We start from the raw sequence: 26,329 nt of genomic DNA on the forward strand, positions 1-26,329 counted from the left end.
GAGGGAGCCCTCATTTTGAAGGGCTCCGGGGTGCGGCCGCTAGACTTACGGGGGGGCCGCACCCCAGCAGTAACGGAAGGACAGCTTCTTGGCACAGCAGCTAAGCGACGACGAATTGTCAGCCGCTTTAGCTGGTGACCCATCAGGTTTCAGCGCGGTGTACGCTGTCATTTCCCCTGCCGTGCTGGGCTACTTCCGGGCCCGGGGCGTGGACGACGCCGAGGCCCTGACCCAAGACGTGTTCGTGGACGTCCTGCCGAAACTGGCCGGCGTCAGCGGCGGCCACAAGGGCCTGCGGACGTTCATTTTCTCCGTCGCCCACGCCCGGCTGGTCGACTACAGGCGGCGGGCAGAACGCACGCCGCACCTAGCCGAGTACGACCCCCTGACCGACGCGCGGTACTCGGCATCAGCCGAGGACGAGGTGCTCGGATCCCTGGGCGGTATCTCGGACACTCTCGCGAGGCTCAATGAGGAGCAACGGGAAGTTCTGGTCCTGCGGATCGTCGCAGACCTTTCCATCGAACAGGTGGCCGGCATCATGGACAAGACGCCGGGTGCCATCAAACAGCTTCAGCGCCGCGGGCTCAGTGCCCTGCGCGAACTCGTAACCGAAAAGGACCACGCAGCATCATGACCGGCACCCGCGACCCCCAGCAGGATGGCAGCATCCAGACCATGCTGAGCGACTCCGGCCTCGAAGCCGCGGCCGAGCTCCGGAGCGCGCTCGAACAGCTCCGCGCCGTGATCCCGGATGCGGCTCCGGCGCCCCGCGCCGATCTCGCGGCACTGCTTGCCGCCGGAGTAGCCCGTTCAGCCGCCCCTGTCTCAGCCGCGACGACGGCGCTGCCCGCGGTCGCGTCCGCCAAGGATGCCGCCGATGAATCGCTGCCGACCGGGGTCACTAGCCTCGCCGAGCGCCGCGRCCGGAAGCGTCGGCTGGCAATCGTCGGTGGCGCCGTCGTGGGTGCCATGACCCTTGGTGCCGGCGCCGTGGCGGCATCCAGCGAGGACTTCCGGCACAGTGTCAGCCAGAGCGTCGGCGTCATCTTCCAGTCCCCGGGGCACGGCACTCCGGCCCCCGAGCATGTCCAGCCGTCGCCGTCCTCGGTCCCGGTCTTCCCTGCACCTGCCGCGACGTCGCCGGCAGGAACTCCCGGGGCTGCCCCATCCAGCACTGCACCCACTGGCGCGGGATCGGACGGCGACGAGGACTCGGACAAGAAGGCCGGACGCAAGCCGCGCACCACGCCGCCCGCCGTCGGGCGTGACGGTATCCTGCCGACGCCGCCAAATCGTCCGGTCGCGCCGGGAAGGCCCGAGCTCCCGGGCCGGGGCGCGGACCGGGGTCTTCCCTCGGATCCGGTGCCGGCGCCGACCTTTCCCGGTTTGCTTCCCACGCCCCCCGGCCAGCCCTAGACCGCCTTCTAACCCAGTTGCGCTATCACTTAGGGCTGTTCTTTGCCGCGCTGGGAACGACCCTAAGTGATAGCGCAACAGGTGGGTTGGCGGGTGACGGGTGCTGTTGGGCCTGCCGCTTTTAGGCCAGGACCTGCCGCTTGGAGGAGATGACGCCGGTGTCGAAGCCGGCCAGGTGCAGGCCGCCGTGGAACCGGGCATGCTCAATCTTCACGCAGCGGTCCATCACGACGTCGAGCCCGGCGGCTTCGGCCTCTTTGGCCACGTCCTCATGCCAGGAGCCCAGTTGCAGCCAGAGGGTCTTGGCGCCGGCGGCGATGGCCTCGTCCAGGACGCCCGGCAGGTCACCGTGCTTGCGGAACACGTCCACAATGTCCGGGCTTTCCGGCAGATCCGCCAGCGACGCGTACGTCGGCTGACCCAGGATTTCCTTCACCACCGGGTTCACGAAGTAGACCTTGTACCGGGTGGAGGACTGCAGGTAGGTGGCCACGAAATAGCTCGCGCGCGACGGCTTGTCCGAAGCGCCCACGATCGCGATCGACTTCGCCTGCCGCAGCAGGTTCAGGCGCTCCGGCGCCGAGGGCCCGGTCCAGGTCCGTTCTTCAACAGTCATCAGTTCGCTCCGATCGTGCAGGCTTCAGCCTCTGCTGTGTCCAAGCCGCGGGCGGATGCATCCGAGGCTGCCTCCCGGGACGCCGCGTCCAGGGCCTGATCAAGGTCCCAGAGGATGTCGTCGATGTCTTCCAACCCGATCGAGATGCGGACCAGGTCCTCGGGGACGCCGGCGGATTCGAGCTGTTCGGGGTTGAGCTGCTGGTGGGTGGTGGACCCGGGGTGGATGACCAGGGTCCGGGAGTCGCCCACATTGGCCAGGTGCGAGGCCAACTGCAGGGACTCGATGAACTTCTGGCCCGCGGCACGGCCGCCCTTGACGCCGAAGGAGAAGACCGAGCCAGGACCCAGCGGCAGGTACTTCTTGGCCCGCTCGAAGTGCGGGTGCGAAGGCAGGCCGGAGAAGTTCACGTAGGCCACGCGCTCGTCCGCCTCGAGCCATTCAGCCACGGCCTGCGCGTTCTTCAGGTGCTCGTCGAGGCGCTGGGGGAGCGTTTCGACGCCCTGCAGGAGCTGGAAGGCCGACTGCGGGGACAGTGCCGGGCCGATGTCGCGCAACTGTTCGCAACGCAGCTTTGTCAGGAAGCCGTACTCGCCGAAGTTGCCCCACCAGGACACATTTCCGTAGGAGGCCACCGGCTCCGTCATCGTGGGGAAGTTGCCGTTGCCCCAATCGAAGCGGCCGCTTTCGACGATCACGCCGCCCAGGGTGGTGCCGTGGCCGCCGAGGAACTTCGTGGCGGAGTGGATCACGATGTCCGCGCCGTGCTCGATCGGCCGCACGAGGTACGGCGTGCTCAAGGTGGCGTCGACGACGAGCGGGACGCCGGCGTCGTGCGCCACCTTCGCGAGGGCCGCAAGGTCCTGGACCTCCGAGGACGGGTTGGCCACCACCTCGACGAAGATCGCCTTGGTGTTTTCCCGGACTGCGGCGGCGTAGTCCGCCGGGTCGGTGCCGGGGACGAACGTTGTGTCCACGCCGAAGCGGCGCAGCGTGACGTCCAGCTGGGTCACCGTACCGCCGTAGAGCTGGGAGGCGGCGACGATGTGGTCCCCGGCCTGGGTGAGCGCGGCGAAAGTGATGAACTCCGCCGCCATGCCCGAAGACGTGGCCACGGCGCCGATGCCGCCCTCCAGGGAGGCGATGCGCTCCTCGAACGCGGCCACGGTGGGGTTGCCGATCCGGGAGTAGATGTTGCCGTATTTCTGCAGCGCGAAGAGGCTCGCGGCCTCCTGCGTGTCCTTGAACACGAAGGAGGTGGTCTGGTAGATCGGCACGGCACGGGCGCCGTGCTCGGCGTCGGGGGTGCCGCCGGCGTGCAGCGCGCGGGTGCGGAAACCGAACTTGCGCTCAGCCATTACGCAGCTACCTCAACGTTTGCCACCGGGGTCTGGGACAGGTCCAGCTCGATGCCGTTCTTGCGTGCCAGGTCCGCCTCGAGTTCGCGCACGATCGGCAGGACGTCCTGACCGAACACGGCGACTTCCTCCTGGAAATGCAGGTAGCCGGTGAGGAACAGGTTCACGCCGATCTTCTTGTACTCCACGATCCGCTCGGCGATCTGCTCCGGTGTGCCAATCAGCTGCGTCTTGAAGCCGTCGTTGTACTGGACCAGATCCTCGAAGCTGGAGTCGGCCCACATGCCCTTGCCATCCGTGGTGGACGCTCCGGCTTCCTGCACGGCGGCGCGGAACCCTTCGACGGCGGGCTTGTGCGCCTTCTCGACGATCTCGCGGAGGGTGTCGCGGGCTTCCTTCTCGGAATCACGGGCAATGACGAAGCCGTTGAGGCCAAACCTAGGAGAGGGGAGGGCGGGGAGGTGGGAGGAGCTCCGGGAGGGCAGCCCGGCGCCGCTCCCGCGCCCGGCAGCACGCCCGACTTCTCCTGCGGAGGCCACGACGCCGGCGATGTTCTCCTTGAACCCTTCGAGGTCCTTGCCGTTGGAGAAGTACCAGTCGGCCACGCGGCCGGCAGTGGCCTGCGCGGCTGTGGAGTTGCCGCCAAAGAAGATCTCCGGGTGTGCCCGGCCCGGCACGTCCACCGGGGCCGGGTTCAGGGTGAAATCGGTGATGTTGTAGTACTTGCCGGACTGGCTGTATTCCTGCTCGGTCCACAGCCCGCGGAGGACCTTGATGAATTCCTCGGTGCGGACATAGCGCTCGTCGTGCTCGAGCCATTCGAGCCCAAAGTTGGTGAATTCGTCCTTGAGCCAGCCGGAGACGATGTTCACTGCGGCGCGGCCGTTGGAGATGTGGTCCGCGGTGATGATGTACTTCGCCAGCACGCCGGGGTGCCACATGCCCGGATGGACGGCGGAGATCACCTTGAGGCGCTCGGTGGCGGCCAGCAGCGCCAGGCTGAACGAGGTGGCCTCGTGCTGCTTGTCCGCGCCGTAGGAGGCGGCGTACCGGGTTTGGGTGAGGGCGTATTCGAAGCCGGAGTTTTCCGCGATCCTGGCCAGCTTCTTGTTGTACTCGAAGTCCCAGCCGGTGCGCTGTTCGATGGTGGAAACCACCAGGCCGCCGGAAACGTTGGGAACCCAGTAGGCGAACTTGAGCGGTTCGGAAAGACGGGCGACGCTGCTGATGTCAGTCATGGGTGTTCCTTACTTCTGGGGTGTTGTTGCGTTCGCGCAGCACATCCTGGATGCCCGCGATGGATGGTTCGTTCTGGAGCGACGTGGTGTCCCCGAGCGCGGTTCCTTCGAACAGCTGGGTCAGCAGCCGGCGCATGATCTTGCCGCTGCGGGTCTTGGGCACATCGGGAACGACGACGACGTCGCGCGGCTTGGCGATCGGCCCGATCTGCTTAGCGACGTGCGCCTTCAATTCGGACGCGATGTCCTCGGTAGCCGCCGAATCCTTCAGCACGACAAACGCCACGATGGCATGCCCGGTCTTTGGGTCCGCGACCGGGCAGACGCCCGCTTCCACCACGTCCGGGTGGGAGACGAGCGCCGACTCGATCTCGATCGTGGAGAGCAGGTGCCCTGAGACGTTGAGGGTGTCATCTACCCGCCCGAGGATCCAGATGTCTCCGTCGTCGTCATACTTGGCGCCATCACCGGCGAGGAACCAGCCCTGTTCGGCGTATTGACGCCAGTACGAATCGAAGTAGCGGCGCGGGTTCCCCCAGACTGTCCGCGCGATCGCGGGGCCGGGGGAGTCCACCACGATGAAACCCTGGACGCCCGGCGGAACCGCATTGCCGGCGTCGTCCACGATGCGCGTGCTGACCCCGGGCAGCGGACGGGCCGCGCAGCCGGGCTTGAACGCGGTGTCCGTCGGTGCGGGGGAGAGGATGGTGGCGCCGGTTTCGGACTGCCACCAGGTGTCCACCACCGGGGCGGTGCCGGCGCCGATGTTGGCCCGGAACCAGCGCCAGGCCTCGGGGTTGATGGCCTCGCCCACCGTGCCGAGGAGACGGATGGAGGAGAGATCGTACGCGTCGGGGACGCCGTCCGGGAACCAGCCCATCAGGGAGCGCACCAGGGTGGGCGCGGTGTAGTACTGCGTGACGCCGTAGCGTTCGATGATCTCAAAGTGCCGGCCTGGGTGCGGGGTGTTGGGTGTTCCCTCGAAAATGACCTGCGTGGCGCCGTTGGAGAGCGGGCCGTAGAGCTCGTAGGTGTGCGCGGTGACCCAGGCGAGGTCGGCCGTGCACCAGTGCACGTCCTTCTCCCGCAGCGCGGGGTCCGGGTTGCTGAACAGGTGCTCGAAGCTCCACGACGCCTGCGCGAGGTAGCCACCGGAGGTGTGGACCAGGCCCTTGGGCTTCCCGGTAGTGCCGGAGGTGTACATGATGAACAGCGGCGTCTCGGCGTCGAACGGTTCGGCTACGTGGACGTCGGAAGCTGTCCCGACGGCGTCGTGCCACCACACATCGCGGCCCGCGGTCATCGGGACGGTCCCGAGTTCGTCCGCCGGAGTGGTCCTGTTGACCACCAGGACGTGCTCGATGGCGTTGTCGCCGGAGACGGCGGCATCCGCGTTGTCCTTGACCGGCACCGCGGCGCCGCGGCGGAACTGTCCGTCGGTGGTGACCAGGAGTTTGGCGCCGGTGTCCTCCACACGGAACTTCAAGGCCTCGGCGGAGAAGCCGCCGAAGACCAGGGAGTGGATGGCGCCGATGCGGGCCACGGCGAGGGTGATGATCACGGTTTCGGGGATGACCGGGAGGTAGATGACCACGCGGTCGCCCTTGGTGATGCCGAGGTCCAGGAGGGCATTGGCGGCCTTGGACACCTCGCGCTGGAGGCCGGCGTAGGTGACGGCACGGCGGTCACCGGGCTCGCCCTCGAAGTGCAGGGCCACCTTGTCTCCCCGCCCAGCCGCTACATGGCGGTCGACGCAGTTGTAGGCGACATTGAGCCTGCCGCCCTCGAACCAGGTGATCTGCGGGCCGGTGCCGGCCTCGACGTCGGCCGGGATGCGGCGGTGCGCGGTGTGCCAGGGCTTGCCGCCGATGTCGTTACTGAGGGCACCGTCGGCCGGTGCCGCCCAGTCGAGGCGCAGGGCCTGTTCTTCCCAGAAGGAAACCGTGTCGGCCACTGCCGTCGCGGCGGTGTGGTGCCTGGGGGTGGTGCTGCGGTGACGCGCCGGTCCGTCGGTGGGGGCGCCGTGCACTGCGCCGTCCGTGGGCTCGGTCAGGGACCATCCCGACGAGCCGCGAGAGGAACCGGGCGCGTCACGCAGCCCTGCTTCGTTCGCCGTCGCGTCCGAAGTGGTTTGTGGGGTTGCCTCGGACGCAGTCCGGGCAAAGGTGGGCAGGGCGGAAGAATTCTCAGGGGTCATGGCAGCACTCCATCGGTCCTGGCAGTAGCACCCTTGGTTCCTCTGGTTCCCTCGAATTCAATCGAAAGTGAGCGGAACAGTTCCGTGGGAATGGTCGTCTCACGGCACCGGGGTTGCTGCGGCTTCATCGATCCAGGTCTCTCGGCCGCTCGGGATGGTCACTACCTACTAGAACCGAGATGCACGATTCCACAAAATCCGCGTCTCACGCGTTGTAATATTCGTTCACGGCGGCGCCCGGCGGCGCGAAATCGTTCATTTATTCGACGATTGTCCAAAAAAGTCGCAGGAGTAAGGTTAATGCATGGCCCACGTTAACGATCCGGCAGTCATTGACCGCCTCATGCGAACCAAAGGCACGTGGGCGGTGGTCGGCCTGACCACCAACGAATGGCGCTCGGCGTACGACGTCTCCCTGTATATCCGTGACCGGATGGGTATGGAAATCATTCCGGTCAACTTGCCCGGAGACGACGTCCATGGCGAGAAGGGGTACCGCTCCCTGACGGAGATTCCCGCGGCGAAACACCCGATCGACGTCGTGGACTGCTTCGTCAACTCCCACAAGGTGGGGGCCGTCATAGACGAGGCCATTGCCGTAGGCGCCAAGGCCGTCTGGCTGCAACTGGGCGTCTTCGACGACGCCGCTGCGGAGCGTGCCAAGGCCGCCGGGCTGGACGTCGTCGTGAACGAGTGCCCCGCCCGCGAAGGGTGGCGCGTGGGCCTCTAGCGGAGTCGGTGGTGCTGGCCGCGGCCCGGGAGCTCGACGCCGGTGCGGATCAGGACCTGGAACTCACGCCGGAGCAGCGCTACATCCGCGGCGAGATCGCGGTGGAAAAGGCCCAGCTGCTGGTGCCCGAGCTCGTCCAGTCCGCGGCCCAGCAGCTCTTCGACGTGACCGGGGCATCCGCCACGTCGAAGTCCAAGTCGCTGGACCGGCACTGGCGCAACGCCCGGACCGTGGCCACCCACAACCCGGCCGTGTTCAAGGCCCGCACCGTGGGCGATTACGAAGTCAACGGCACCACTCCCGAAGGGCTGCACAGCATCGGCGATGCCCGCACTGCCGGGTAGACCGCAGCCGGATAGGCTCGTGTCATGGACGTTGCCACCCTCCGCGAGATCTGCCTGAGCTTCCCGGGCGCCTTTGAGGACTTTCCGTTCGGCCCGGAGACATCCGTGTTCAAAGTGCGCTCTGCCGTGGCGGGTGGCGCGCGGCAGGACGCCAAGATGTTCGCGTTATCCGCCATGGACCCGGCGGACTGGTCCGTGAGCCTCAAATGCGAGCCGGCCCTGGCCGAACAGCTGCGGGCCATCCATCCGGAAATCACCGGCGCCTGGCATATGAACAAGACGCACTGGAACGGGGTCCGGCTGGACGGATCGCTGCCGGACGACATGATCCGGGACATGGTGGAGGATTCCTATGACCTGGTGGTCGCATCGCTCAGCCGAAAACAGCGGGAGCAGCTGGGCTGGGCAGGGCTCGCCCGGGGCCAAGGCACATGAGCGGCGGCCCTGACGCCGGCGGCATCGCGGGGGCCGGGCTGAACTATCCGGGCATTGGCTCCACCGAGCACGGGCAGGCTCCGGAAGGCTTTCCCTGCCTGGTGTCCCAGACCTACCTGGGCGATGGCCTGGCACTGTACCGGAGGGTGGCGCAGGGGATTCTTTCCTGGCAGCTGCAGAAACGCTCCGGGCTGCGGATCCGCACCGACTCCGACGCCGTCGTGCCCGGTGCGCGCGTGGTGAGCGGATTCGGCGTCGGGCCCTTCCGGATCAACGCGCCCTGCGAGGTGGTGTGGGTGCGCCGGCCGGTGCCCGGCGACGGGCCCCAACGTGCCGGGTTCGGGTACGGCACGCTGCCGGGTCATCCCGTGCGGGGCGAGGAAGCCTTCGAAGTGGAGATCGACGCCGCGGGGCGGGTGTTCCTCAAAATCACGGCCTTCAGCAGGCCGTCCAACTGGTTCTACGCGGCCGGCAGCGCCCTCGCGGGACGTGCACAACGGCATGTCACTTCCCGATACATTGGGAGTGCACACGAACTGGCCGCAGGTGAAAGCTGAGCAGGAGCAGGTGGATGCTGGAACAGACAACCCTTGACCAATTGTGGAACTTCGACGACCCCGCCGGATCGGAAGCCCGTTTCCGGGCGGCCGCCGCAGATGACAGCTATGACGCCGACGAACGCGCCGAACTCACCGCCCAGCTGGGCCGGGCCATCGGGCTGCAGGGCCGCTACGAGGAAGCCGACGCGCTGCTGGATTCGATCGATGCCGACGAGCCCACCGTGGCCGTCCGGGTGCTGCTGGAACGCGGCCGGGTGCTCAATTCCAGCGGCCACGGGGCGATGGCCGTGCCGCTCTTTGAGCAGGCGGCAGAACTGGCGGACCACCTGGGCGAGGAATTCCTGGCCGTGGACGCGCTGCACATGCTCGCCATTGCCGACTCCGCGCACGCCGAGACCTGGACCCGGAGCGCCCTGGAGTATGCCTCGACGGTCCACGACGAGCGGACCAAGCGGTGGGTGGTCTCGCTGCACAACAACCTCGGCTGGACGCTGCACGACGCCGGCCGCTGCACCGAGGCAATGGTGGAGTTCCAGCTCGCCGAGCAGTGGGCCGACCGGATCGGCACCCCGCGGCAGCAGGAACTTGCCCGCGAGGCCATCAAGGCCTGCTGACCGCCTGCAAGAATGGAACCTCCGGAATTTCGAATGAAAGGCAACAGCTCGTGATCTTCATCGTCGTCAAATTCAAGGTCAAGCCGGACTGGTCCGAGCGCTGGCTGGGACTCGTGGACGATTTCATCCGGGCCACCCGCCAGGAGCCAGGGAACCTATGGTTCGACTGGTCCCGCAGCGTGGAGGATCCCAATGAATTCGTCCTCGTTGAGGCCTTCAAGGACGACGCCGCCGGAGACCACGTGAACAGCGCCCACTTCAAGCAGGCCATGGCGGACATGCCCCAGGCCCTGGCCGAAACTCCCCGGATCATCAGCCGCCAGCTAGACGGCGAAGGCTGGGACCGGATGGGCGAACTCACCATCTAACCCCGTCGATTGCTCCGTAGACGCCATTTTGAGGCCTCAAAACGGCGGTGGGGAGCAATGGATAGGCTTATGGCATGTGGATCGGATGGATCGAATTCGACATCCTTCTGGGCGACGTTCACAGCCTCAAGGAGAAGCGCTCCGTGGTGCGGCCGCTGCTGGCGGAGCTGAAGCGGCGCTTTGATGTCTCCGTGGCCGAGGTCGGGGACCACGAACAGCACCGGCGCACGCAGTTGGGCGCCGGCCTGGTGGCAGCCGACCGGGGACACGTCGTGGAGGTGCTGACCGCCGTCGAACGCTTCGTGGCAGCCCGGCCCGAACTCGAACTTCTCAGCGCACGGCAGCGGGAACTCCGCAGCGACGACTAACCCCGTCGATTGCTCCGTAGCCGCCCTTTTGAGGTTCATTCGGGTGGGCTCGGATTCGCCGCAGGCCTTCCGGAACCGGAGCTAAACGTGCCGATCATCGACGATGCGGGAACGCGGCACCACGAACCCGACTTGGCCTATCGGAAATACAGAATCGGCGTCGATGGCGGCCCGGGCGTTAACGAACGGTTGCTCCGCAACTGCCGTTTTGAGGGTTCAAAACGGCAGTTGCGGAGCAACCGATGGAACGGGCCTACGCCGCCAGGGTTCCCTGGCCGAGCTTGCGAGGCGAGGGCTGCGGTGGGTGGGCCCACGCCGCCAGGGTTCCCTGGCCGAGCTTGCGAGGCGAGGGCTGCGGTGGGGACTAGCCGAAGTACTTCGGCAGGGTCGCCTCGTGGGCTTCGCGGAGCGCGTCGAGGCTCATGGTTTCGACGCCATTGATCTCCAGCGTGCCGCCCTCGGCGTCCACGACGCCGATCCGGACGTGCGCGAAGCCGCGGGCGGTGCACATGTCCGTGAAGCGGATTTCCTCCGAGCGGGGCACAGCGACGACGGCGCGGCCCTGGGTTTCGGAGAACAGCGCCGTGAACAGGTCCACCCCGTCGCGGTCCAGGACATCCTGCAGCGCGATCCGGGCGCCCACGCCGTAGCGCAGGGACGACTCCACGAGGGCTGCAGCGAGGCCGCCTTCGGAGAGGTCGTGGGCGGAATCCACCATGCCGTCGCGGGAGGCGTTGATCAGGATCTGCCCCAGTTCGCGCTCGGCGTCGAGGTCAACCTTGGGCGGCAGGCCGCCGAGGTGTCCGCGCATGTTGGACCATTCCGAACCGTCCAGCTCGGCCGCTGTCGTGCCCAGCAGGTAGATGGCCTGGCCATCTTCCTTCCAGCCCGACGGCGTGCGGCGGGCGACGTCGTCGAACTTGCCCAGCACAGCCACCACGGGGGAGGGGTGGATGGGGGTGGTCCCGGTCTGGTTGTACAGCGAGACGTTGCCGCCGGTGACCGGGATGCCGAGGACCATGCAGGCGTCGGACAGGCCGCGGATGGCTTCGGCCAGCTGCCACATGACGTCGGGATCCTCGGGGGAGCCGAAGTTCAGGCAGTCGCTGACGGCCATCGGAACGGCGCCGGAGGTGGCGACGTTCCGGTAGGCCTCGGCAAGGGCCAGTTGCGCGCCGTGGTACGGATCGAGGTAGGTGTAGCGGCCGTTGGCATCGGTGGCCAGGGCCACGCCGAGGCCGGTTTCCTCGTCCACCCGGACCACGCCGGCGTCGTCCGGGAACGCCATGGCGGTGTTGCCGCCGACGTAGCGGTCGTACTGCTTGGTGATCCAGGACTTGTCGCACATGTTCGGCGAGGCGACGAGCTCGGTGATGGCGGCGGCCAGGTCCGCGGGGGCGGAGGGACGGCCGGTATCCTGCACGGACCCGGTGAAGGAGTCGGCCTGTACGGCGTCCTGCCATTCGGGGCGGGCGTACGGGCGGTCGTAGACCGGGCCGTCGTGGGCCACGGTGCGCGGGTCGACGTCGACAATGACTTCGCCTTCCCACGTGATGATGAGGCGGCCGGTGTCGGTCACTTCGCCCAGCCAGGAGTACTCCACCGCCCACTTGTCCATGACCGCTTCAAACGCGGCGATGTTCTCGGGGGTGACCACGGCCATCATGCGTTCCTGCGACTCGGACATCAGGATCTCGCCCGGGGTCAGCGTGGGGTCGCGGAGCAGGACGGAGGTCAGCTCGACCTCCATGCCGCCGTCGCCGTTGGAGGCGAGCTCGGACGTGGCGCAGGAAATGCCCGCGGCGCCCAGGTCCTGGATGCCTTCAACCAGGGATCCCTTGAACAGCTCCAGACAGCACTCGATCAGGACCTTCTCGGCGAAGGGGTCGCCCACCTGGACGGCCGGGCGCTTGGACGGCTTGGTGTCATCGAACGACTCCGAAGCCAGCACCGAGGCGCCGCCGATCCCGTCGCCGCCGGTGCGGGCACCGAACAGCACCACCTTGTTGCCCTTGCCGGAAGCGTTGGCGAGGCGGATGTCCTCGTGTCGCATGACGCCGACGGCGAGGGCGTTGACCAGCGGGTTGCCCTGGTACACGGAGTCGAAGACCATCTCGCCGCCGATGTTGGGCAGGCCCAGGGAGTTGCCGTAGCCGCCGATGCCGGCCACGGCGCCGTGCATGACGCGGGCGGTGTCCGGGTGGTCGATCGCACCGAAGCGCAGCGGATCCATCACGGCCACCGGGCGCGCGCCCATGGAGATGATGTCGCGGACAATGCCGCCGATGCCGGTTGCGGCGCCCTGGTAGGGCTCCACGAACGACGGTGAGTTATGGGACTCGATCTTGAACGTCACAGCCCAGCCGTCGCCCAGGTTGGTGACACCGGCGTTCTCGCCGATGCCAACGAGCATGTCCTTCTTCATTTCCTCGGTCACCTTGTCGCCGAACTGGCGCAGGTGGTTCTTCGAGGACTTGTAAGAGCAGTGTTCGCTCCACATCACCGAGTACATGGCGAGTTCCGCGCCGGTGGGGCGGCGGCCCAGGACCTTAACGACCTCGTCGAACTCGTTCTGCTTCAGGCCCAGTTCGGCCCAGGGGAGTTCGGTGTCCGGCGTCTTGGCCGCGTTCTCGACGGTGTCGATGTTGAACTTCCGGGCGGTCTCCGCGGGCGCCGCCACTGCGGGTGTGTCCGTCATTTGTTGTCTCCCACGATTTTGTTCAGGACAGAGGTGAAGAACCCGAGGCCCTCGGTGCCGGAGCCGATCTCGGGGCCGAAGCCGGCCTCCACGGCGTGCTCGGGGTGCGGCATGAGGCCCACCACGTTGCCTGCGGCGTTGGAGATGCCGGCAATGTCGCGGCGGGAGCCGTTCGGGTTGAAGCCGACGTAGCGGAACACGACGCGGCCTTCCGCCTCGAGCGCATCGAGGGTCTTCTCGTCGGCGATGTACTGGCCGTCCTGGTTCTTCAGCGGCACGGTGATTTCCTGGCCGGCGGCGTAGTCCCCGGTCCAGGCCGTCGTGTTGTTCTCCACGCGCAGGACCTGGTCGCGGCACATGAACTTCAGGTGATCGTTCTTGATCATGGAGCCGGGCAGCAGGTGCGACTCGGTCAGGATCTGGAAGCCGTTGCAGATGCCCAGCACGGGCAGCAAGGCACGCGAGTTGGCGGCGTCGATGATTTTGGACATCAGCGGCGCGAAGCGGGCGATGGCGCCGGCACGGAGGTAATCGCCGTAGGAGAAACCGCCGGGAATCACGACGGCGTCAACGTCGCCCAAAGTAGTCCCGGCGTGCCAGAGTTCCACCGGGGTGGCGCCGGCCAGCCGGACCGCACGGGCGGCGTCGCGGTCGTCCAGGGTGCCGGGGAAGGTGACGACGCCGATCTTCGCACCGGCGAGCCGGGGGTGCGCGGCGACGGCAACAGCCTCACCGATCAGGGGGAGTTCAGTCATCTCAGGCCTCAACGACCTCGACGTTGACGACGTCCTCGATGACCGGGTTGGACAGCAGGGTCTCCGCGGCGTCGCGGGCCTGGGCCAGGATCTCCTCGGTCACCTCGCCGTCGACCGTGAGTTCAAAGCGCTTGCCCTGGCGGACAGAGCTGAAAGCGGTAAAGCCCAGCCGGGGCAGAGCACCGACGATGGCCTTCCCCTGCGGGTCCAGAATCTCGGGCTTGGGCATGACGTCGACAACGATCCGGGGCATCCGGCAACTCCTGTGCGTGAGCGTTGGGTAAGGGCGCAGCGGAGTGGTGCCGTCTCACGCCGATCCGCTGTGTGTTGAGGACTGCTTGGTGAATACAACGAGAAAGGGCGCTCCGCGAGCTTGCATGCCCATTCTACCGGCCTCGGTGCGTCCGGCCGTATTCGAAGCTGGGAGTGTGAACGCGGCCCCAACGGCAGGTCGTTGAACTGGAGAAATGGCGTCGCCGGGGCGGCTGCGGCCTATGGTCCGGGCTGCCGCGGGTCAGTAGGATGTGCCCATGGCTGAGAAACCGAAATCCGTGGTGTTATCTGTTGTGGCCGTTGCAGTGTTCGCCGGGCTTGGCCGGATGGTCCTGCAGAAGATCAAGGCCGACCGTGCGGCGAGGGCGTCCAAGGTGGCCGGTCCCCTGGATGAGAAGACCCGAGCATGGATCAGCGACGTCGTCCGGACTCCGCGCAAGTAGGCCAGCGGTAGGCCGCCCGTAGGCCAGCGGTGGCCCCGGACCATTAGTGGCCGCGTCCTCCCTCGCCGAGGTGCCGCAGGGGTGCGCACCCGTGTGGGTCCGTGCGGGCCGAAGGCGCCAATTGRCGCAGGTCATGAGCTCCGCCATCGCATCGTGTCGTACTGCATGACAAATTTTAAATACCTCCTTGTGGTCTATGTCATATCTCGCTCTCAGTCTGTACTGTATGAATCGGCTGGTATCCGTCGGGGCAGGCCGGGCGATCGCCCGGTGAGTTCCCGCCAGTCCGTTGGGCCCGGTATTGAAGCCGGGCCGTTCCTTTACGAAAGGTTCAAACACTCGTGACATCACCAGGAAAGAGCTTCCTTCGAAGCGGGGGACTCCGGAGGGCCGCGGCACTGACCCTGGGCTTGCCGGTTCTTCTGTCCAGCATCGCGATCGCCCCCGCCAACGCGGCCCCGGCGCAAGGCCCGGCCGTAGCCGGGGTCGCACAGAAGAATGTTGATCCGAACAACTATAAGGACGGCCGCTACATTGTGGTCCTGGCGGAAAAGCCGTCCGCAACCTACGACGGCGGGACGGCCGGGATGCCGGCCACCAAGCCTGCAGCCGGCAAGAAGCTCGATGCCAACAGGGCTGAAGTCAAGCAGTACACGGCGCATCTGGAACAGCGGCAGGCCCAGGTGGCCGGCCAGCAGGGCGTCAAGATGCAGCGCCAGTTCACGGCAGCCCTCAACGGCTTCAGCGCCCAGCTGACGGCGGACCAGGCCCTGAAGCTGGCCAAGGACCCCTCGGTCCTGGTGGTCGCGCCGGACACGCAGAACGCACCCGACTACTCCAGCACCGACTTCCTCAAGCTCAGCGGGCCCAACGGCACGTGGAACACCAAGTTCGGCGGCAAAGACGCGGCCGGCAAGGGCGTCGTGGTCGGTGTCATCGACACCGGATACACCCCCTCCAGCGCCTACTTCGCCGGCGAGGAGGTCAAGCCGCTCACCGGAGATCCCGTCGTCGGCGTGCCGTACCGCACCGCGGACGGCAAGATCCAGATGCTGAAAGCCGACGGCGAATTCTTCACGGGCGAGTGCCAGACCGGTACCGACTTCGACGGCACCGCCTGCAACTCCAAGGTCCTGAGCGCCCGCTACTTCAGCGACGCCTTCGAGGCCACTGTCCCGCCGGAAGCCTGGGACCCGGGCGAACGGCTGTCCCCGGTCGACGCCGCCAGCCATGGAACCCACACCGCCAGCACGGCTGCCGGAAACGCCGACGTCGAAGCCATGGTTGACGGCCGGAGCTTCGGCCAGACCAGCGGCATCGCGCCGGCCGCAAAGCTGTCCGTTTACAAGGTCTGCTGGGAAGACAACGATCCCAACTCCGGCGGGTGCTACTCGTCAGCGTCCGTCGATGCGATCGAGAGCGCCATCGAGGACGGCGTGGACGTCCTGAACTACTCCATCTCCGGCGCCACGGACACCACCACGGACCCGGTCTCCCTGGCGTTCCTGTCCGCCGCCTCGGCCGGGATCTTCGTCGCCGTCTCCGCCGGCAACTCCGGCCCGACCGCCAGCACCGTCAATCACGGCGCGCCCTGGCTGACCACGGTCGCCGCCAGCAGCTTCTCGCAGGAACTGCAGGGCACGGTCGAGTTCTCCGACGGCAGCAAGTACCGCGGCGCCAGCATCATGAACGGCCAGGTCTCCAACGCCGGCGTCGTCCTGGCAGCCAACGCAGCAGCCGGGAGCACCAGCTCGGCTTTGTGCGGCCCCGACACGCTGGACCCGGCGAAGATCGCCGGCAAAGTTGTGGTCTGTGACCGCGGCGTCGTTGACCGCGTCGCAAAGAGCGCCGAGGTCAAGCGCGGCGGCGGCGTCGGCATGATCCTCGTCAACCTGACCAACTCCTCGCTGGACACGGACAAGCACTCGGTCCCCACCGTCCACGTGAACCCGCCCGCCACCGAGGCCATCAAGGCCAAGGTCACGGCCCACCCGGCCATCACGGTTTCCCTGGTCAACAAGGACACCACCGGGCTGCCCCTCGAGGCGCAGCCGCAGATTGCTGGGTTCTCCTCCCGCGGCCCGCTGCTCGCTGCCGGCTCGGACCTCCTCAAGCCTGACGTCGCGGCGCCCGGCGTGGCCGTGCTGGCCGGCGTTTCACCGATCGGCACCGGAGGAGACAACTTCGGTTTCCTCTCCGGCACCTCCATGGCGTCCCCGCACGTGGCCGGCTTCGGCGCGCTGATCCTCGCCAAGAACCCCGCATGGTCCCCGGCGACGGTCAAGTCCGCGATGATGACCACCACCAGCGACGTTGTGAACGCCGACGGATCCAAGAACACCGATGTGTTCGCCACCGGCGCGGGCCAGGTGGACCCGGCCCGCGTGCTGGATCCGGGCCTGGTCTACGACGCCACCACGGATGACTACCTGGCGTTCATCAACGGCACGGGCTTCGATTCCCCCATCCCGGGAGTCGGCACCACCCAGCCGCGGGACATGAACCTCCCGTCCTTCGCCCTGGGCAACCTGGCCGGGAAGATCGAGGTCACCCGCACGCTGACCGCCCTGACGCCGGGGGTCTACAAGGCCAACTTCAATGTTCCCGGCATCAAGGTCACCGTGACCCCGGCCGTTCTGAACTTCAGCGCCGCCGGCGAAAAGCGCACGTTCAAGGTCTCCTTTGAGAATCAGGGCGCACCCCTGGGCAAGTTCGCGACCGGTTCGCTGACCTGGCAGGGCGCCAACAAGAACGTGGCGTCGCCGATCGCGGTCCGGCCGCAGTCGGTCGTGGCCTTGTCCGATGTTGCCTTCACCTCCGAGGGGGGCAGCGGTTCGGGCGCCATCAAGGTGGTCTCCGGCACCAGCTCGCCGATCAACATGACCCTCGACGGACTCTCGAAGGCAGACTCCACGGCCGTCGAGCTCGTCCCGGGCCCGTTCACGGCACGCACGGATGCCTCGAACCTCGTCAAGAGCGTCACAGTCGAGGCCGGAGCCCCTCTGGCCAAGTTCTCGGTCATTTCCGCGGACCCGAACGCTGACTTCGACATGTACGTCATGACCCCGAGCGGCCCGCTGACGGTCGCGACGTCATCGGCGAGCGAATCGGTGTCCATCCCCAACCCGAAACCGGGCAAGTACACGATCTACGCCAACCTGTACGCGAGCCCGAACAACAAGCCCGCCAAGGCCTCTGTCGACGCCGCCGTGCTGGGCAAGGTGGTGGGCAAGGCATCGCTGAACCCGACCCCGCTTCGGCTCGCCAACGGCAAGGCCGGCAAGGTCACGCTGAGCTGGGAAGGGCTGGAGGCCGGTTCGTACATCGGCCGGGTCACTTTCGCCGGTGCCAGCGATCCCACGTTCGTAACGGTGCTGGTGAGCCCGGCCGGGGCCGTCGTGGTCCCGCCGACCTCGGAGGACCAGGGCAAGATCCAGAACAGCGATCAGTCCAACGCCTCGAACAACGCCATCTAGGCAGAAACCCTCACTAGGAAACGGCAACGGCCGGCGGCTCACACCGCCGGCCGTTGCCGTTTAAGCCGCCGCGGACCAGAGCGGGCCCGGCCGCGGCGGGGTAGGGCATCGGGCGCAGGGGCCGGGCGGCACGCCCGGAAACGTCAGATGGCGCCCGTGGACCCAACGGTGCCGCCGAGCAGCGGCGCCATGGCGCGCCAGCGGGCGATCTCGCAGCCGTCGGTCCGGCTGAAGCGGCTATTGACCTCGCGTCCGAGGTACCAGCCGGTCACGACGGCGGTCTGCGGGCCGCCGTACTGCTGCGTGCACAGCCGCGGCGGCCCCGGCTTCGGGAAGAAGATGGCCTCGCCGTGGCGCCGGACGGCCTCAAGGGCTGCGGCCGGATCGGGCAGGGTGGAGGCGGCGGAGGGGACGCCGTCGCCGGCTTCCAGCCTGAACGTGTATTCCGGCGCACCGGGAGCCTCGGTGATGCGGATGGTCAGATCGACGCCGTTAGGGTCGTGGCGGGCATTTTCGGGGCTGGCTGTGTCTGTCATGACGGTCCCTTCAGGCTGTTGTCCGGCTCCGGGCCTCCGGTGGTGGGCGCGGTCCCGGCCGCGGCGTTGAGCAGCGGCGTCAGCTCCTGCAGGAGCCGCTCCCGGAGCTGCTGTGACTCGGCCGCGAACGCCCGCTGATAGTCAACGTACTCGGCCTTGCCCTCCGGTGTCTCGATCCGGATGGCCGGGTACCCCCAGTCGGCGAGGTCGTAGGGCGAGGCCTGCATGTCCATGGCCCGGATCCGCCACGACAGTTCGAAACAGTCCATGACCAGCTCGCTGGGCAGCAGCGGGGAAAGCTTGTAGGCCCACTTGTAGAGGTCCATGTTGGCGTGCAGGCAGCCCGGCTGATCCATGGCCCGCTGGTTCTCCCTGCTGGGGACCATGCTGTTTAGCGGAACGGCGTCCGGCGTATAGAAGCGGAAGGCGTCGAAGTGCGAACACCGGATCCGGTTCTCCTCCACCACCTCGTCGGTGCGCCCGGACCCCAGCCGCAACTGCAGGTACTCGTGCCGGAGGTCGAATTTGTCCTGCCGGTAGACCATGGCCCACTCGTGCAGCCCGAAGCAGCCGAACTGGGCCGGCCGCGCGGCGGTCGCGGCGAGGATGATCCCGGCGAACTGCAGTGCCTCCCGTCGGTCCCTCAGGAAGGCGCCGACGTCGACAGTCACCGCGGGCGACCCTGCCGGCAGTCCGGCGGCCGCGAGTTCGGCGCCGTCGGCCGCGCGGTAATACTTCCACCCGGTCCGCGCCGCAGTCTCGGGGCCGGAGAGCACGACGCCGGCGCCCGGGTGCCAGCGCAGCAGCTGTCCGGGCTTCTGGGTGTAGTAGGTGAAGAGGAAGTCCTCCACCGGGTGCTTCCGGCCGGCGGAGCGCCGCTCGAGGTAGGGATCCGCATAGCGGCGGACGCGTTGGACGTGGGCGGCCTGGCGTGGCAGCCACTCTTCCTGCTGGAGGTGCAAGGGCTTAGTTCGCCCCGCCGGATGAGCCCAGGACGTCCTTGGCGGCGTTCCAGGCGGCGATTTCACAGCCGTCCTTCTGGCTGAAGCTGACCTGAACCTGGTGTCCGTCCACGACGCCGGTGACCGTCGCCGTTTGCGGGCCGCCGTAGATCATTTGCTGGCCGCCTTGGATAGCGGGCGCCTGCTGGGTGCAGACTTGGTTCTTGCCGGCGGGAACCGGGTTGAGAATGGACGGATTGTTCTTGATGGCGATGCACGCTGCGGCGGGGTTGGGATGCTGGCTCTCGGCCGCAGGAGCCCCGTTCTGGCAGACGAGCGTGAAGTTGGTCGCGGTAGCGGTCTCGGCCGGTTTGATCATGATGGCGAGCTCGGCGTTCCCCTGCCCGGGGCCGGACGGCAGCGGCTCCGCGGAGGGTGCGGGTGCCGGGGACGTCGTCTCTGTGTCTGGCGACGGGGAGCCGGACGGGGCTGTTGGCGAGGGGGTGGAGGGGGCGCCCGACGTCGTGCTGGTGGAGGGAGAAGGTGTTGGCCCGCCGTTCGGCGTGCAGGCGGCCAGTCCGGCCACGGCCATCAGGACGGCCGCCAGGACAAGTGCCGGGCGGCCCGATTGCGTGCGCATCAGCAGTCCTCCTCTGTTTTGCCCAGTCTACCGCCGGGGCGCGTCGTCCGGGCCTGGCCGGGTGGCGGCGATCAGGTCCATCATGGTCGCGTGCAGCTGGCCGACCTGTTCACGCGTCAGGCCCAGCCGGGCCATCATGATGCCCGGGACTTCGGTGGCTTGCTCCCGAAGGGCGGCTCCGCGCGGCGTCAGCCGGACATCGAGGGTGCGCTCGTTGCCTTCCATCCGCTGGCGGGTGATGAAACCGGCGGTCTCGAGGCGGCGCAGCAGCGGCGAGATGGTTGCCGGCTCCTGGGCCAGGGCCTCGCTGATGTCGCGGACGGACCGCGGGCTTGCTTCCCAAAGGCACAACATGACGAGGTACTGCGGGTGCGTCAGGCCGAGCTGGTCCAGGACGGGTTTGTAGGCGCCCACGACGCTTCGGGAGGCTACCGTCAGGGCGAAGCAGAGCTGTTGTTCCAGCAGGAGGTCGTCCTCCGCTGCCCGGGCTTCCTGCACGCCCTGCGTGACGTGCCCGCCCTGGATTGCTGGGGTTCCTTCGGTCACACCGACTCCTTTGAATGATTAGTGCACTAATGATTAGCGTACACTGGGAGCATTGTCTTGTTCCCAGGGAAGGATAGCCATGGCCAAGGAAAACGCCGTCGAGAGGTTCATGCGGGCCACCGGGAAGTTCCGGGCCGTGTTCGGCCCGGCCAACCGCAGTTCACTCGGCCACGAGATGACCGACCAGAACAGGCGGCTGCTGGCAATGCGGCAGGCCGAAACTGAACAGTGGGAGACCTTGCACCGGCCCGATGGCAGCACCTATGTGGTGCCCCGAAATCCTGACGACAAATCCCTGCGCTAGGTCCCTTTTCGCGGCACCGCGCCCGGGCCATTTCCCGCCGCCGGGCGTAAAATGAGGGCACTGCCACACCGCTGTGCAGCATCCTGAACCATCCGGGACGAGGAAAGGGGGTGGGACTAGTGACACGTGCTGTCAGAGCTTTCATGGAAAAGACCGACAAGCTGCGGCTCCTGTTCGGGCCCGCAAATCGAGGCGACACCGCGGCGCCTGTAGTTCACAAGCACGATGACTTCGAGCACGCCTCGGAAGACGACCTGGCAGGCTTCGAGGTCGAGACGGACGACCAGGGACACCACTACGCTGTCCGGAAAACGGATCTCGGGAAAGAAGAGGTCTGAGCAGGCCCGCTGCGCCCATCCCATAGGTGCCGGGGGGATCCCGGTGCTGCGGGGCGGCCGCGTGCGGCCGTTGGATTGCGGCCCGAAACGGGGGGATGCGGCCGGATTCGGGCAGATGTGGGGAAGGGAGCGGCAAGCGCCGCTCCCTTCCCCATATCTCTGTGCGCTCCGGGATCCCGCCCGACAAGCTTCGGCTCGGCTAGCGGCCGGTGCCGCCGTAGACCGTGGCCTCGTCCTCGCTGTCGAGGTCAAACGCCCTGTGGATGGCCCGGACGGCGTCGTCGAGCAGATCGGCGTGGGTGACCACGGAGATCCGGATCTCCGAGGTGGAGATCATGTTGATGTTGATGCCGGCCTCGGAGAGGGCCGCGAAGAATCGCGCGGAAACGCCCGGGTGCGAGCGCATGCCGGCGCCGATCAGCGAGAGCTTGCCGATCTTCTCGTTGTATTCGATGCTCTCGAAGCCGATCCGGTCCTGCGCGGCGTGCAGGGCGGCCAGAGCCTCGGCGCCCTCGACGATCGGGAGGGTGAAGGAGATATCGGTCCGGCCGGTGCCGTGTGTGGAGACGTTCTGGACGATCATGTCGATGTTCGAGTGGGCGTCCGCGATGACCTGGAAGATCGCCGCAGCCTTGCCGGGGATGTCCGGTACGCCGACAACCGTGACTTTGGCTTCGGAACGGTCGTGTGCAACACCGGAGATGATTGGCTGCTCCAAGGCAACTCCCTCTTGAGTCGTGATCTTGTCGTCGGCGCCGGGCAGGACCCAGGTGCCTTCGTTCTGGCTGAATGAGGAACGGACGTGCAGGGGCACCCCAAAGCGGCGGGCATATTCGACGCAGCGCAGGTGAAGAATCTTAGCGCCGGAAGCGGCCAGCTCCAGCATTTCCTCGCTGGAGATGCGGTCGATCTTCCGGGCCGACGCCACGACGCGCGGATCGGCCGTGTAGACGCCGTCGACGTCGGTGAAGATCTCGCACACATCGGCGTCGAGCGCCGCGGCGAGGGCCACCGCCGTCGTGTCCGAACCGCCGCGCCCAAGCGTCGTGATCTCGTTCGTGGCGTGGCTCATGCCCTGGAAGCCGGCCACAATCGCGATGTGCCCCTTGTCCAGGGCGGTGCGGATGCGGTGCGGGTCGACGTCGATGATCCGGGCCTTGCCGTGGATGCCGTCGGTGATCATGCCGGCCTGGGACCCGGTGAACGACTGGGCCGAGGCGCCGAACTTGTTGATGGCCATGGCCAGCAGCGCCATGGAGATGCGTTCGCCTGCAGAAAGGAGCATGTCCATCTCACGGGCGGGGGCGGAATCGGTCACCTGGCTGGCGAGGTCAAGGAGCTCATCGGTGGTGTCGCCCATGGCGGAAACCACCACCACCACCTCGTCGCCGGCGTTTTGGGCGTCCACGACCCTCCGGGCGACGCGCTTGATGCCCTCCGCGTCCGCCACCGAGGACCCGCCAAATTTCTTCACGACAAGGTGCTTGGTGGCGGCGGCCGAGACGGGCAGCGTCTGCGGCTGCGATCCGGGCTGGACTTCGGTAGTGGGCAAACTCATTCGCGCACCCTCACTGGATCATCGGGGTTCTGGGCCAGGCAACCAAACGGCGCGACGGCGTAACTTCTCACCCCAGTTTATCGCCGTGCCGCCCGCGCCGTTGAATTGTGACCGAATGGCAGACACTCCGGGCCTCTCTCCACCGGACATGCCCCGTGATGGCAGCCAGGAGTGGACATGCTCTCCCGTTCCGCGGGACATGCTCATTCTTGGCAGGCAGGAGTGGGCATGAGGGCATTGTGTCCAGTCCTGGGCGCGGACACTGGACATGTCCGCCGGGCTTGGGGCTGGGCGCTGGACATGTCCGCCGGGCTTGGGGCGGAGTGCTGGACATGTCCGCTGGTCCGGTTGGGGAGCGCGGTGGGTAGTGGACATGCTCTCCCGTTCCGCGGGACATGCTCATTCTTGGCAGGCAGGAGTGGGCATCAGGGCATTGTGTCCATTCCTGGGCGCGGGCACTGGGCATGTCCGCCGGGCTTGGGGCTGGGCGCTGGACATGTCCGCTGGGCTTGGGGCTGGGCGCTGGACATGTCCACTGGTCCGGTTGGGGAAGCGCGGGTGGGTGGTGGACATGCTCTCCCGTTCCGCGGGACATGCTCATTCTTGGCAGGCAGGAGTGGGCATCAGGGCATTGTGTCCAGTCCTGGGCGCGGGCGCTGGGCACGTCCGCCGGGCTTGGGGCTGGGGCTGGGCCAGGGGGAGGGATGCGGGGACATGTCCATTGGGCCCGGAGGGGAATCGGGAGGAGCGGCAGCCCTGGTCCGCGGCACTGCCACCTGTGCCGGCAGCTCCCAGGCGCAGTACAGCTAGCCGCGGTCCAGCCTGTAGCGCCAGGACGGCAGCTGCTTTCCCGCTGTGTCCTCGGCAACCGGGAAGAAAAGCGGTCCTTCCGGAAGCCCAAGCCCTCCAGCAGCCTGCGCGAGGGAAGATTAGGCTCGTAGACCCCCGCGAAAATGGTCCCGCTGCCGCGGGCGCTGAAAAGCCAGTCGACCAGGGCGCTCGCGGCCTCCCGGCCGAGCCCGACCCCGTGGTGGTCCGGGTGCAGAACGTAGCCCAGGCTGGCTGCCTCAGCGGGAATCCGGCCGGGCGCCGGGGGCTCCTCCGTGTTCCAGGTCCGGCCGTCCCCAACGATTTCTCCGGTGGCCCGCAGTTCGATCGCCCAGCCGAAGTGAAACCACTCGGCAGTAGAGGCTGCCGCCGCGGACAGCGCCTGCTCGAGCCGGGCGTGGTTCTGCGCCGGGGTAAGCGGACCGTGGGACAGGTACCGCGTCGCCGCCGGATGGGCGCGGAATCGGAGCAGGGCGCCGGCGTCGTCCGCTGTCAACGGACGCAACAGCAAACGCTCGGTGAGGAGCGGCGCCGGGGTGTAGCTGCCTGCGGCTGCCACAAGGCCGTCAGCTCAGCGCGTTGCGGCGGCCTTCGAAGGCCCTGCCGAGGGTGACTTCGTCGGCGTATTCCAGATCCCCGCCCACGGGCAGGCCGGAAGCGAGCCGGGTGACGGCGATGCCGATCGACTTGAGCATCCGGGCAAGATACGTGGCGGTGGCCTCGCCCTCCAGATTGGGGTCGGTGGCGATGATGATTTCCTGGATGGCGCCGTCGTTGAGCCGGGTCAGCAGCTCACGGATCCGGAGCTGTTCCGGACCGATGCCGGCGATTGGATTAATCGCGCCGCCCAGCACGTGGTACCTGCCGCGGAACGACCGCGTGCGCTCGACCGCCAGGACGTCCTTAGATTCTTCGACGACGCAGATCACCGAGGGATCCCGGCGCGGGTCGCGGCAGATGTTGCACAGTTCCTGCTCCGTCACGTTCCCGCACACCGTGCAGAATTTGACCCGTTCTTTCACAGTGGTGATGGCATCGACGAGCCGCTTCATGTCCTGGGGATCCGCCTCGAGGATGTGGAAGGCCAGCCGCTGGGCTGACTTTGGCCCCACTCCGGGAAGGCGTCCGAGCTCGTCGATCAGCTCTTGAACTGCGCCTTCATACACAATGTCCTCGTTCGTTTGGAGTGGGGCCGGGGCCAGCCGGCAGGGGGTCTGCTAGAAGCGGGGCGGCAGCGGGCTTCCATCCAGGGAGCGTTCCTCTACCAGTTTCCCGCCCAAAATACGCTCGACGGCGGCCCGGCCGAAGACGCCCGATTCCTCGATCGTTTCGTCGTCGGCGCTCGGGATGTCCTGTACGTACACGGTGGTTGCGGCAGCAGCGCGGGTGGGGGCTTTCGCCCGCCCGGCCTCGGCCTCGGGACTGTTCGACAGCCGCTGGTATAGGCTCTGCCGGCCTGCCGGGGCGGCAGCCTCCGGAGCAGCGGTCACCGCAACAGCATCCGCGACTGCAGCGGCGGCAGCGGCAGCCACGCGCGGCGCAACAGCTTCCGCGACGGCCGGCGCCGCTTCGGCGCGGGCAGGGTGGTCCGAGGTCAGTCCGGACGGAGCGGACACCACGCCCGCATACGCCGGGATCTGTGCCGTCGCCGGCTCGTAGTGCACTGGCGCCGGCTCAGGCTCGGGTGCCGAGGGCTCGACATCCGGACCCGTGTACCGGCCGAGGTTCGAATCTGTTCCGACCGTCCAGACGCCCGGTGACTGCTCGACGGCGCGGGCCCACGCATCAGCCGACGCGTCCTGGCCCGCGTCCGGTGTCCCGGCGGGAGAGCCGGCAGCCTTGGTCCCCGGCGCGGCCGGGGACTTGCGGGCTGGAGCCGCTGCCGCTGCTGCGGGCTCGGGGCGGCGCGGCGTGGCGGCGGGTGAAGGATCCCAATCCAGGGGTGGTTCTTCGTCCAGCGGCGGGGCGTCCTCGTCCCGGGGCGGTCCCCAGTCTTCATCAGGGTCGGCATAGGACCCGGACGCCTCCGACGGCCCGCCCGGTTCGACGGATGGCTCGGCCGTGCGGACCTGAGCCTGGGCTGCAGGGGCAGGCACCTGCAGTTCCGGCACCGGCGCTGCCTTGGGAGCCTCGTCGTTGGGAGCCGGCGCGGCCCTGGTGGGGGCCAGGGTGGATTGCGTCGCCGGCTGTGAAGCGGCGGGAACGTGGGTCTGGGCGGGTGCCCCAGCCGGGATGGCAACAGAGGTTTCGTTCGCCGGAGATTCGGGCGGCTGGGGGGCCGGGCTCAGGCCCCAGGCGACGTCGGCCGATGATGCATACGTTGCCGTCGTTGCCGGAGTCTCCGGGCTAGCCGGCGCTTTTGGGTTTGGCTCAGAGCTCGCTGGACTGTTGCTGCTGCCGGACACGGCCCGGATCTGGCAATCGATGCCGATCGTCTTGTGGATCGCCTGCCGGAGGTTGTCGGCGTGGTCGGCCCGGCCGAAAGCCCCCGCCAGCCCCGTGGTGGTGAACGCGAGGGTCAGGACGTGGTCTTCGAAATGGCCGACTTGGGCATTGGGTTCCACCAGTGCCCAGGTGCTGCGCTTGATCTTGGTGAGTGTTTGCAGGATTTCGGGCCACGCGCGGCGCAAAACCTCCACGTCGGCGMCTGGGCCGGCGGCAGGACCGGGAGCAGGGCTGGGAGCCGCGGCAGGCGCCAGGCCATTCCCGGCAGGCTCGGTGCGCGCAGCGGCGGCCGGTGCAGCGG

28 protein-coding genes are annotated in these 26,329 nt (G+C 67.6%); 13 read left to right on the top strand and 15 right to left on the bottom strand.

Annotated features, from left to right (window positions below; translation table 11 throughout):
• Nucleotides 1-88: 88 nt before the first annotated feature.
• Together AC1D2F_RS21125 and AC1D2F_RS21130 are read left to right on the top strand one after the other, a co-directional pair.
• Entirely contained in the window at nt 89-637 is a 549-nt protein-coding gene (locus AC1D2F_RS21125) for an RNA polymerase sigma factor (protein ID WP_229995604.1), read from the top strand.
• Nucleotides 634-1,419 (top strand): serine/threonine-protein kinase, encoded by a 786-nt coding sequence (locus tag AC1D2F_RS21130; RefSeq protein WP_476967644.1) that lies wholly within the window; start codon nt 634-636, stop codon nt 1,417-1,419. The genes AC1D2F_RS21125 and AC1D2F_RS21130 overlap by 4 nt, the downstream gene beginning before the upstream one ends.
• A 121-nt stretch (nt 1,420-1,540) precedes the next feature.
• Here AC1D2F_RS21130 and AC1D2F_RS21135 read toward each other — a convergent pair whose 3' ends face one another.
• Genes AC1D2F_RS21135 through acs form a run of 4 tightly spaced genes read right to left on the bottom strand, consistent with a single transcriptional unit; the run spans nt 1,541 to nt 6,828 of the window.
• Nucleotides 1,541-2,035 carry a CoA-binding protein gene (locus AC1D2F_RS21135; protein WP_364746140.1) on the bottom strand — a complete coding sequence of 165 codons (495 nt, stop codon included), beginning with the start codon at nt 2,033-2,035 and terminating at the stop codon, nt 1,541-1,543.
• The gene (locus AC1D2F_RS21140; RefSeq protein ID WP_229995607.1) at nt 2,035-3,393 is read right to left on the bottom strand and encodes an O-acetylhomoserine aminocarboxypropyltransferase/cysteine synthase family protein; all 1,359 of its coding nucleotides are present in this window, start codon (nt 3,391-3,393) and stop codon (nt 2,035-2,037) included. Before AC1D2F_RS21140 ends, AC1D2F_RS21135 begins: the two co-directional genes overlap by 1 nt.
• Nucleotides 3,393-4,631, bottom strand: a complete 1,239-nt coding sequence (gene sfnG, locus AC1D2F_RS21145) for a dimethylsulfone monooxygenase SfnG (RefSeq protein ID WP_229995608.1) — start codon at nt 4,629-4,631, stop codon at nt 3,393-3,395. The genes AC1D2F_RS21140 and sfnG overlap by 1 nt, the downstream gene beginning before the upstream one ends.
• The gene (gene acs, locus AC1D2F_RS21150) at nt 4,624-6,828 is read right to left on the bottom strand and encodes an acetate--CoA ligase (protein ID WP_476967645.1); all 2,205 of its coding nucleotides are present in this window, start codon (nt 6,826-6,828) and stop codon (nt 4,624-4,626) included. Before acs ends, sfnG begins: the two co-directional genes overlap by 8 nt.
• 304 nt (nt 6,829-7,132) lie before the next feature.
• On the opposite strand from acs, the gene AC1D2F_RS21155 reads away from it, so the two are divergent.
• The 7 genes from AC1D2F_RS21155 (at nt 7,133) to AC1D2F_RS21185 (ending at nt 10,247) form a co-directional block, all read left to right on the top strand.
• Nucleotides 7,133-7,558 carry a CoA-binding protein gene (locus tag AC1D2F_RS21155; protein ID WP_229995610.1) on the top strand — a complete coding sequence of 142 codons (426 nt, stop codon included), beginning with the start codon at nt 7,133-7,135 and terminating at the stop codon, nt 7,556-7,558.
• An 11-nt stretch (nt 7,559-7,569) separates the two neighbouring features.
• Nucleotides 7,570-7,902 (top strand): acyl-CoA dehydrogenase family protein, encoded by a 333-nt coding sequence (locus AC1D2F_RS21160; protein WP_356815842.1) that lies wholly within the window; start codon nt 7,570-7,572, stop codon nt 7,900-7,902.
• Between the two features lie 24 nt (nt 7,903-7,926).
• The gene (locus tag AC1D2F_RS21165; protein WP_476967646.1) at nt 7,927-8,337 is read left to right on the top strand and encodes an MmcQ/YjbR family DNA-binding protein; all 411 of its coding nucleotides are present in this window, start codon (nt 7,927-7,929) and stop codon (nt 8,335-8,337) included.
• The gene (locus AC1D2F_RS21170; RefSeq protein ID WP_229995612.1) at nt 8,334-8,894 is read left to right on the top strand and encodes a DUF1990 family protein; all 561 of its coding nucleotides are present in this window, start codon (nt 8,334-8,336) and stop codon (nt 8,892-8,894) included. The genes AC1D2F_RS21165 and AC1D2F_RS21170 overlap by 4 nt, the downstream gene beginning before the upstream one ends.
• Before the next feature lie 14 nt (nt 8,895-8,908).
• Nucleotides 8,909-9,511: a hypothetical protein gene (locus AC1D2F_RS21175; protein WP_476967647.1), complete on the top strand. Its 603-nt coding sequence runs from the start codon at nt 8,909-8,911 to the stop codon at nt 9,509-9,511.
• Between the two features lie 50 nt (nt 9,512-9,561).
• Nucleotides 9,562-9,879, top strand: coding sequence for a putative quinol monooxygenase (locus AC1D2F_RS21180; RefSeq protein WP_476967648.1), 318 nt, complete (start codon nt 9,562-9,564; stop codon nt 9,877-9,879).
• Between the two features lie 74 nt (nt 9,880-9,953).
• A complete protein-coding gene (locus tag AC1D2F_RS21185) occupies nt 9,954-10,247 on the top strand; it encodes a DUF503 domain-containing protein (protein ID WP_229995614.1) in 294 nt (97 codons plus the stop codon).
• 364 nt (nt 10,248-10,611) lie between these two features.
• On the opposite strand, the gene purL is transcribed toward AC1D2F_RS21185, so the two are convergent.
• Genes purL through purS form a run of 3 tightly spaced genes read right to left on the bottom strand, consistent with a single transcriptional unit; the run spans nt 10,612 to nt 13,953 of the window.
• Nucleotides 10,612-12,945 carry a phosphoribosylformylglycinamidine synthase subunit PurL gene (purL, locus tag AC1D2F_RS21190; protein WP_364746114.1) on the bottom strand — a complete coding sequence of 778 codons (2,334 nt, stop codon included), beginning with the start codon at nt 12,943-12,945 and terminating at the stop codon, nt 10,612-10,614.
• Complete coding sequence (purQ, locus tag AC1D2F_RS21195) at nt 12,942-13,700, bottom strand: phosphoribosylformylglycinamidine synthase subunit PurQ (RefSeq protein WP_229995927.1); 759 nt, start codon at nt 13,698-13,700, stop codon at nt 12,942-12,944. Before purQ ends, purL begins: the two co-directional genes overlap by 4 nt.
• 1 nt (nt 13,701) lies before the next feature.
• Complete coding sequence (gene purS / locus AC1D2F_RS21200; RefSeq protein ID WP_018776110.1) at nt 13,702-13,953, bottom strand: phosphoribosylformylglycinamidine synthase subunit PurS; 252 nt, start codon at nt 13,951-13,953, stop codon at nt 13,702-13,704.
• A 277-nt stretch (nt 13,954-14,230) separates the two neighbouring features.
• Between purS and AC1D2F_RS21205 the strand changes: the two genes are divergently transcribed.
• Nucleotides 14,231-14,416, top strand: coding sequence for a hypothetical protein (locus AC1D2F_RS21205; protein ID WP_091564988.1), 186 nt, complete (start codon nt 14,231-14,233; stop codon nt 14,414-14,416).
• 341 nt (nt 14,417-14,757) lie between these two features.
• Nucleotides 14,758-17,892 carry a S8 family serine peptidase gene (locus AC1D2F_RS21210; RefSeq protein WP_476967649.1) on the top strand — a complete coding sequence of 1,045 codons (3,135 nt, stop codon included), beginning with the start codon at nt 14,758-14,760 and terminating at the stop codon, nt 17,890-17,892.
• Between the two features lie 143 nt (nt 17,893-18,035).
• On the opposite strand, the gene AC1D2F_RS21215 is transcribed toward AC1D2F_RS21210, so the two are convergent.
• From AC1D2F_RS21215 to AC1D2F_RS21230, 4 genes are read right to left on the bottom strand one after another with little or no spacing between them, the layout of a single operon-like run.
• The gene (locus AC1D2F_RS21215; RefSeq protein WP_476967650.1) at nt 18,036-18,428 is read right to left on the bottom strand and encodes a serine protease inhibitor; all 393 of its coding nucleotides are present in this window, start codon (nt 18,426-18,428) and stop codon (nt 18,036-18,038) included.
• Nucleotides 18,425-19,390: a 3-methyladenine DNA glycosylase gene (locus tag AC1D2F_RS21220; protein WP_476967651.1), complete on the bottom strand. Its 966-nt coding sequence runs from the start codon at nt 19,388-19,390 to the stop codon at nt 18,425-18,427. The genes AC1D2F_RS21215 and AC1D2F_RS21220 overlap by 4 nt, the downstream gene beginning before the upstream one ends.
• Before the next feature lie 4 nt (nt 19,391-19,394).
• Complete coding sequence (locus AC1D2F_RS21225; protein ID WP_476967652.1) at nt 19,395-20,009, bottom strand: serine protease inhibitor; 615 nt, start codon at nt 20,007-20,009, stop codon at nt 19,395-19,397.
• A gap of 27 nt (nt 20,010-20,036) precedes the next feature.
• Nucleotides 20,037-20,507: a MarR family winged helix-turn-helix transcriptional regulator gene (locus AC1D2F_RS21230; RefSeq protein WP_229996178.1), complete on the bottom strand. Its 471-nt coding sequence runs from the start codon at nt 20,505-20,507 to the stop codon at nt 20,037-20,039.
• A 127-nt stretch (nt 20,508-20,634) separates the two neighbouring features.
• Between AC1D2F_RS21230 and AC1D2F_RS21235 the strand changes: the two genes are divergently transcribed.
• Both AC1D2F_RS21235 and AC1D2F_RS21240 read left to right on the top strand, forming a co-directional pair.
• The gene (locus AC1D2F_RS21235) at nt 20,635-20,859 is read left to right on the top strand and encodes a hypothetical protein (RefSeq protein ID WP_229996176.1); all 225 of its coding nucleotides are present in this window, start codon (nt 20,635-20,637) and stop codon (nt 20,857-20,859) included.
• A gap of 143 nt (nt 20,860-21,002) precedes the next feature.
• Nucleotides 21,003-21,197: a hypothetical protein gene (locus tag AC1D2F_RS21240; RefSeq protein ID WP_043423475.1), complete on the top strand. Its 195-nt coding sequence runs from the start codon at nt 21,003-21,005 to the stop codon at nt 21,195-21,197.
• 199 nt (nt 21,198-21,396) lie between these two features.
• Here AC1D2F_RS21240 and AC1D2F_RS21245 read toward each other — a convergent pair whose 3' ends face one another.
• The 4 genes from AC1D2F_RS21245 to AC1D2F_RS21260 all read right to left on the bottom strand — a co-directional run.
• Nucleotides 21,397-22,755: an aspartate kinase gene (locus AC1D2F_RS21245; protein WP_229996177.1), complete on the bottom strand. Its 1,359-nt coding sequence runs from the start codon at nt 22,753-22,755 to the stop codon at nt 21,397-21,399.
• Between the two features lie 67 nt (nt 22,756-22,822).
• Nucleotides 22,823-24,142 carry a GNAT family N-acetyltransferase gene (locus AC1D2F_RS21250; RefSeq protein WP_476967653.1) on the bottom strand — a complete coding sequence of 440 codons (1,320 nt, stop codon included), beginning with the start codon at nt 24,140-24,142 and terminating at the stop codon, nt 22,823-22,825.
• A 7-nt stretch (nt 24,143-24,149) separates the two neighbouring features.
• Nucleotides 24,150-24,749, bottom strand: coding sequence for a recombination mediator RecR (gene recR / locus AC1D2F_RS21255; protein WP_090579574.1), 600 nt, complete (start codon nt 24,747-24,749; stop codon nt 24,150-24,152).
• 51 nt (nt 24,750-24,800) lie between these two features.
• A partial coding sequence (locus AC1D2F_RS21260) for a DNA polymerase III subunit gamma/tau domain-containing protein (protein WP_476967654.1) occupies nt 24,801-26,329 on the bottom strand: 1,529 nt, incomplete at its 5' end.

This window comes from Arthrobacter sp. P1_B3 (assembly GCF_056406615.1).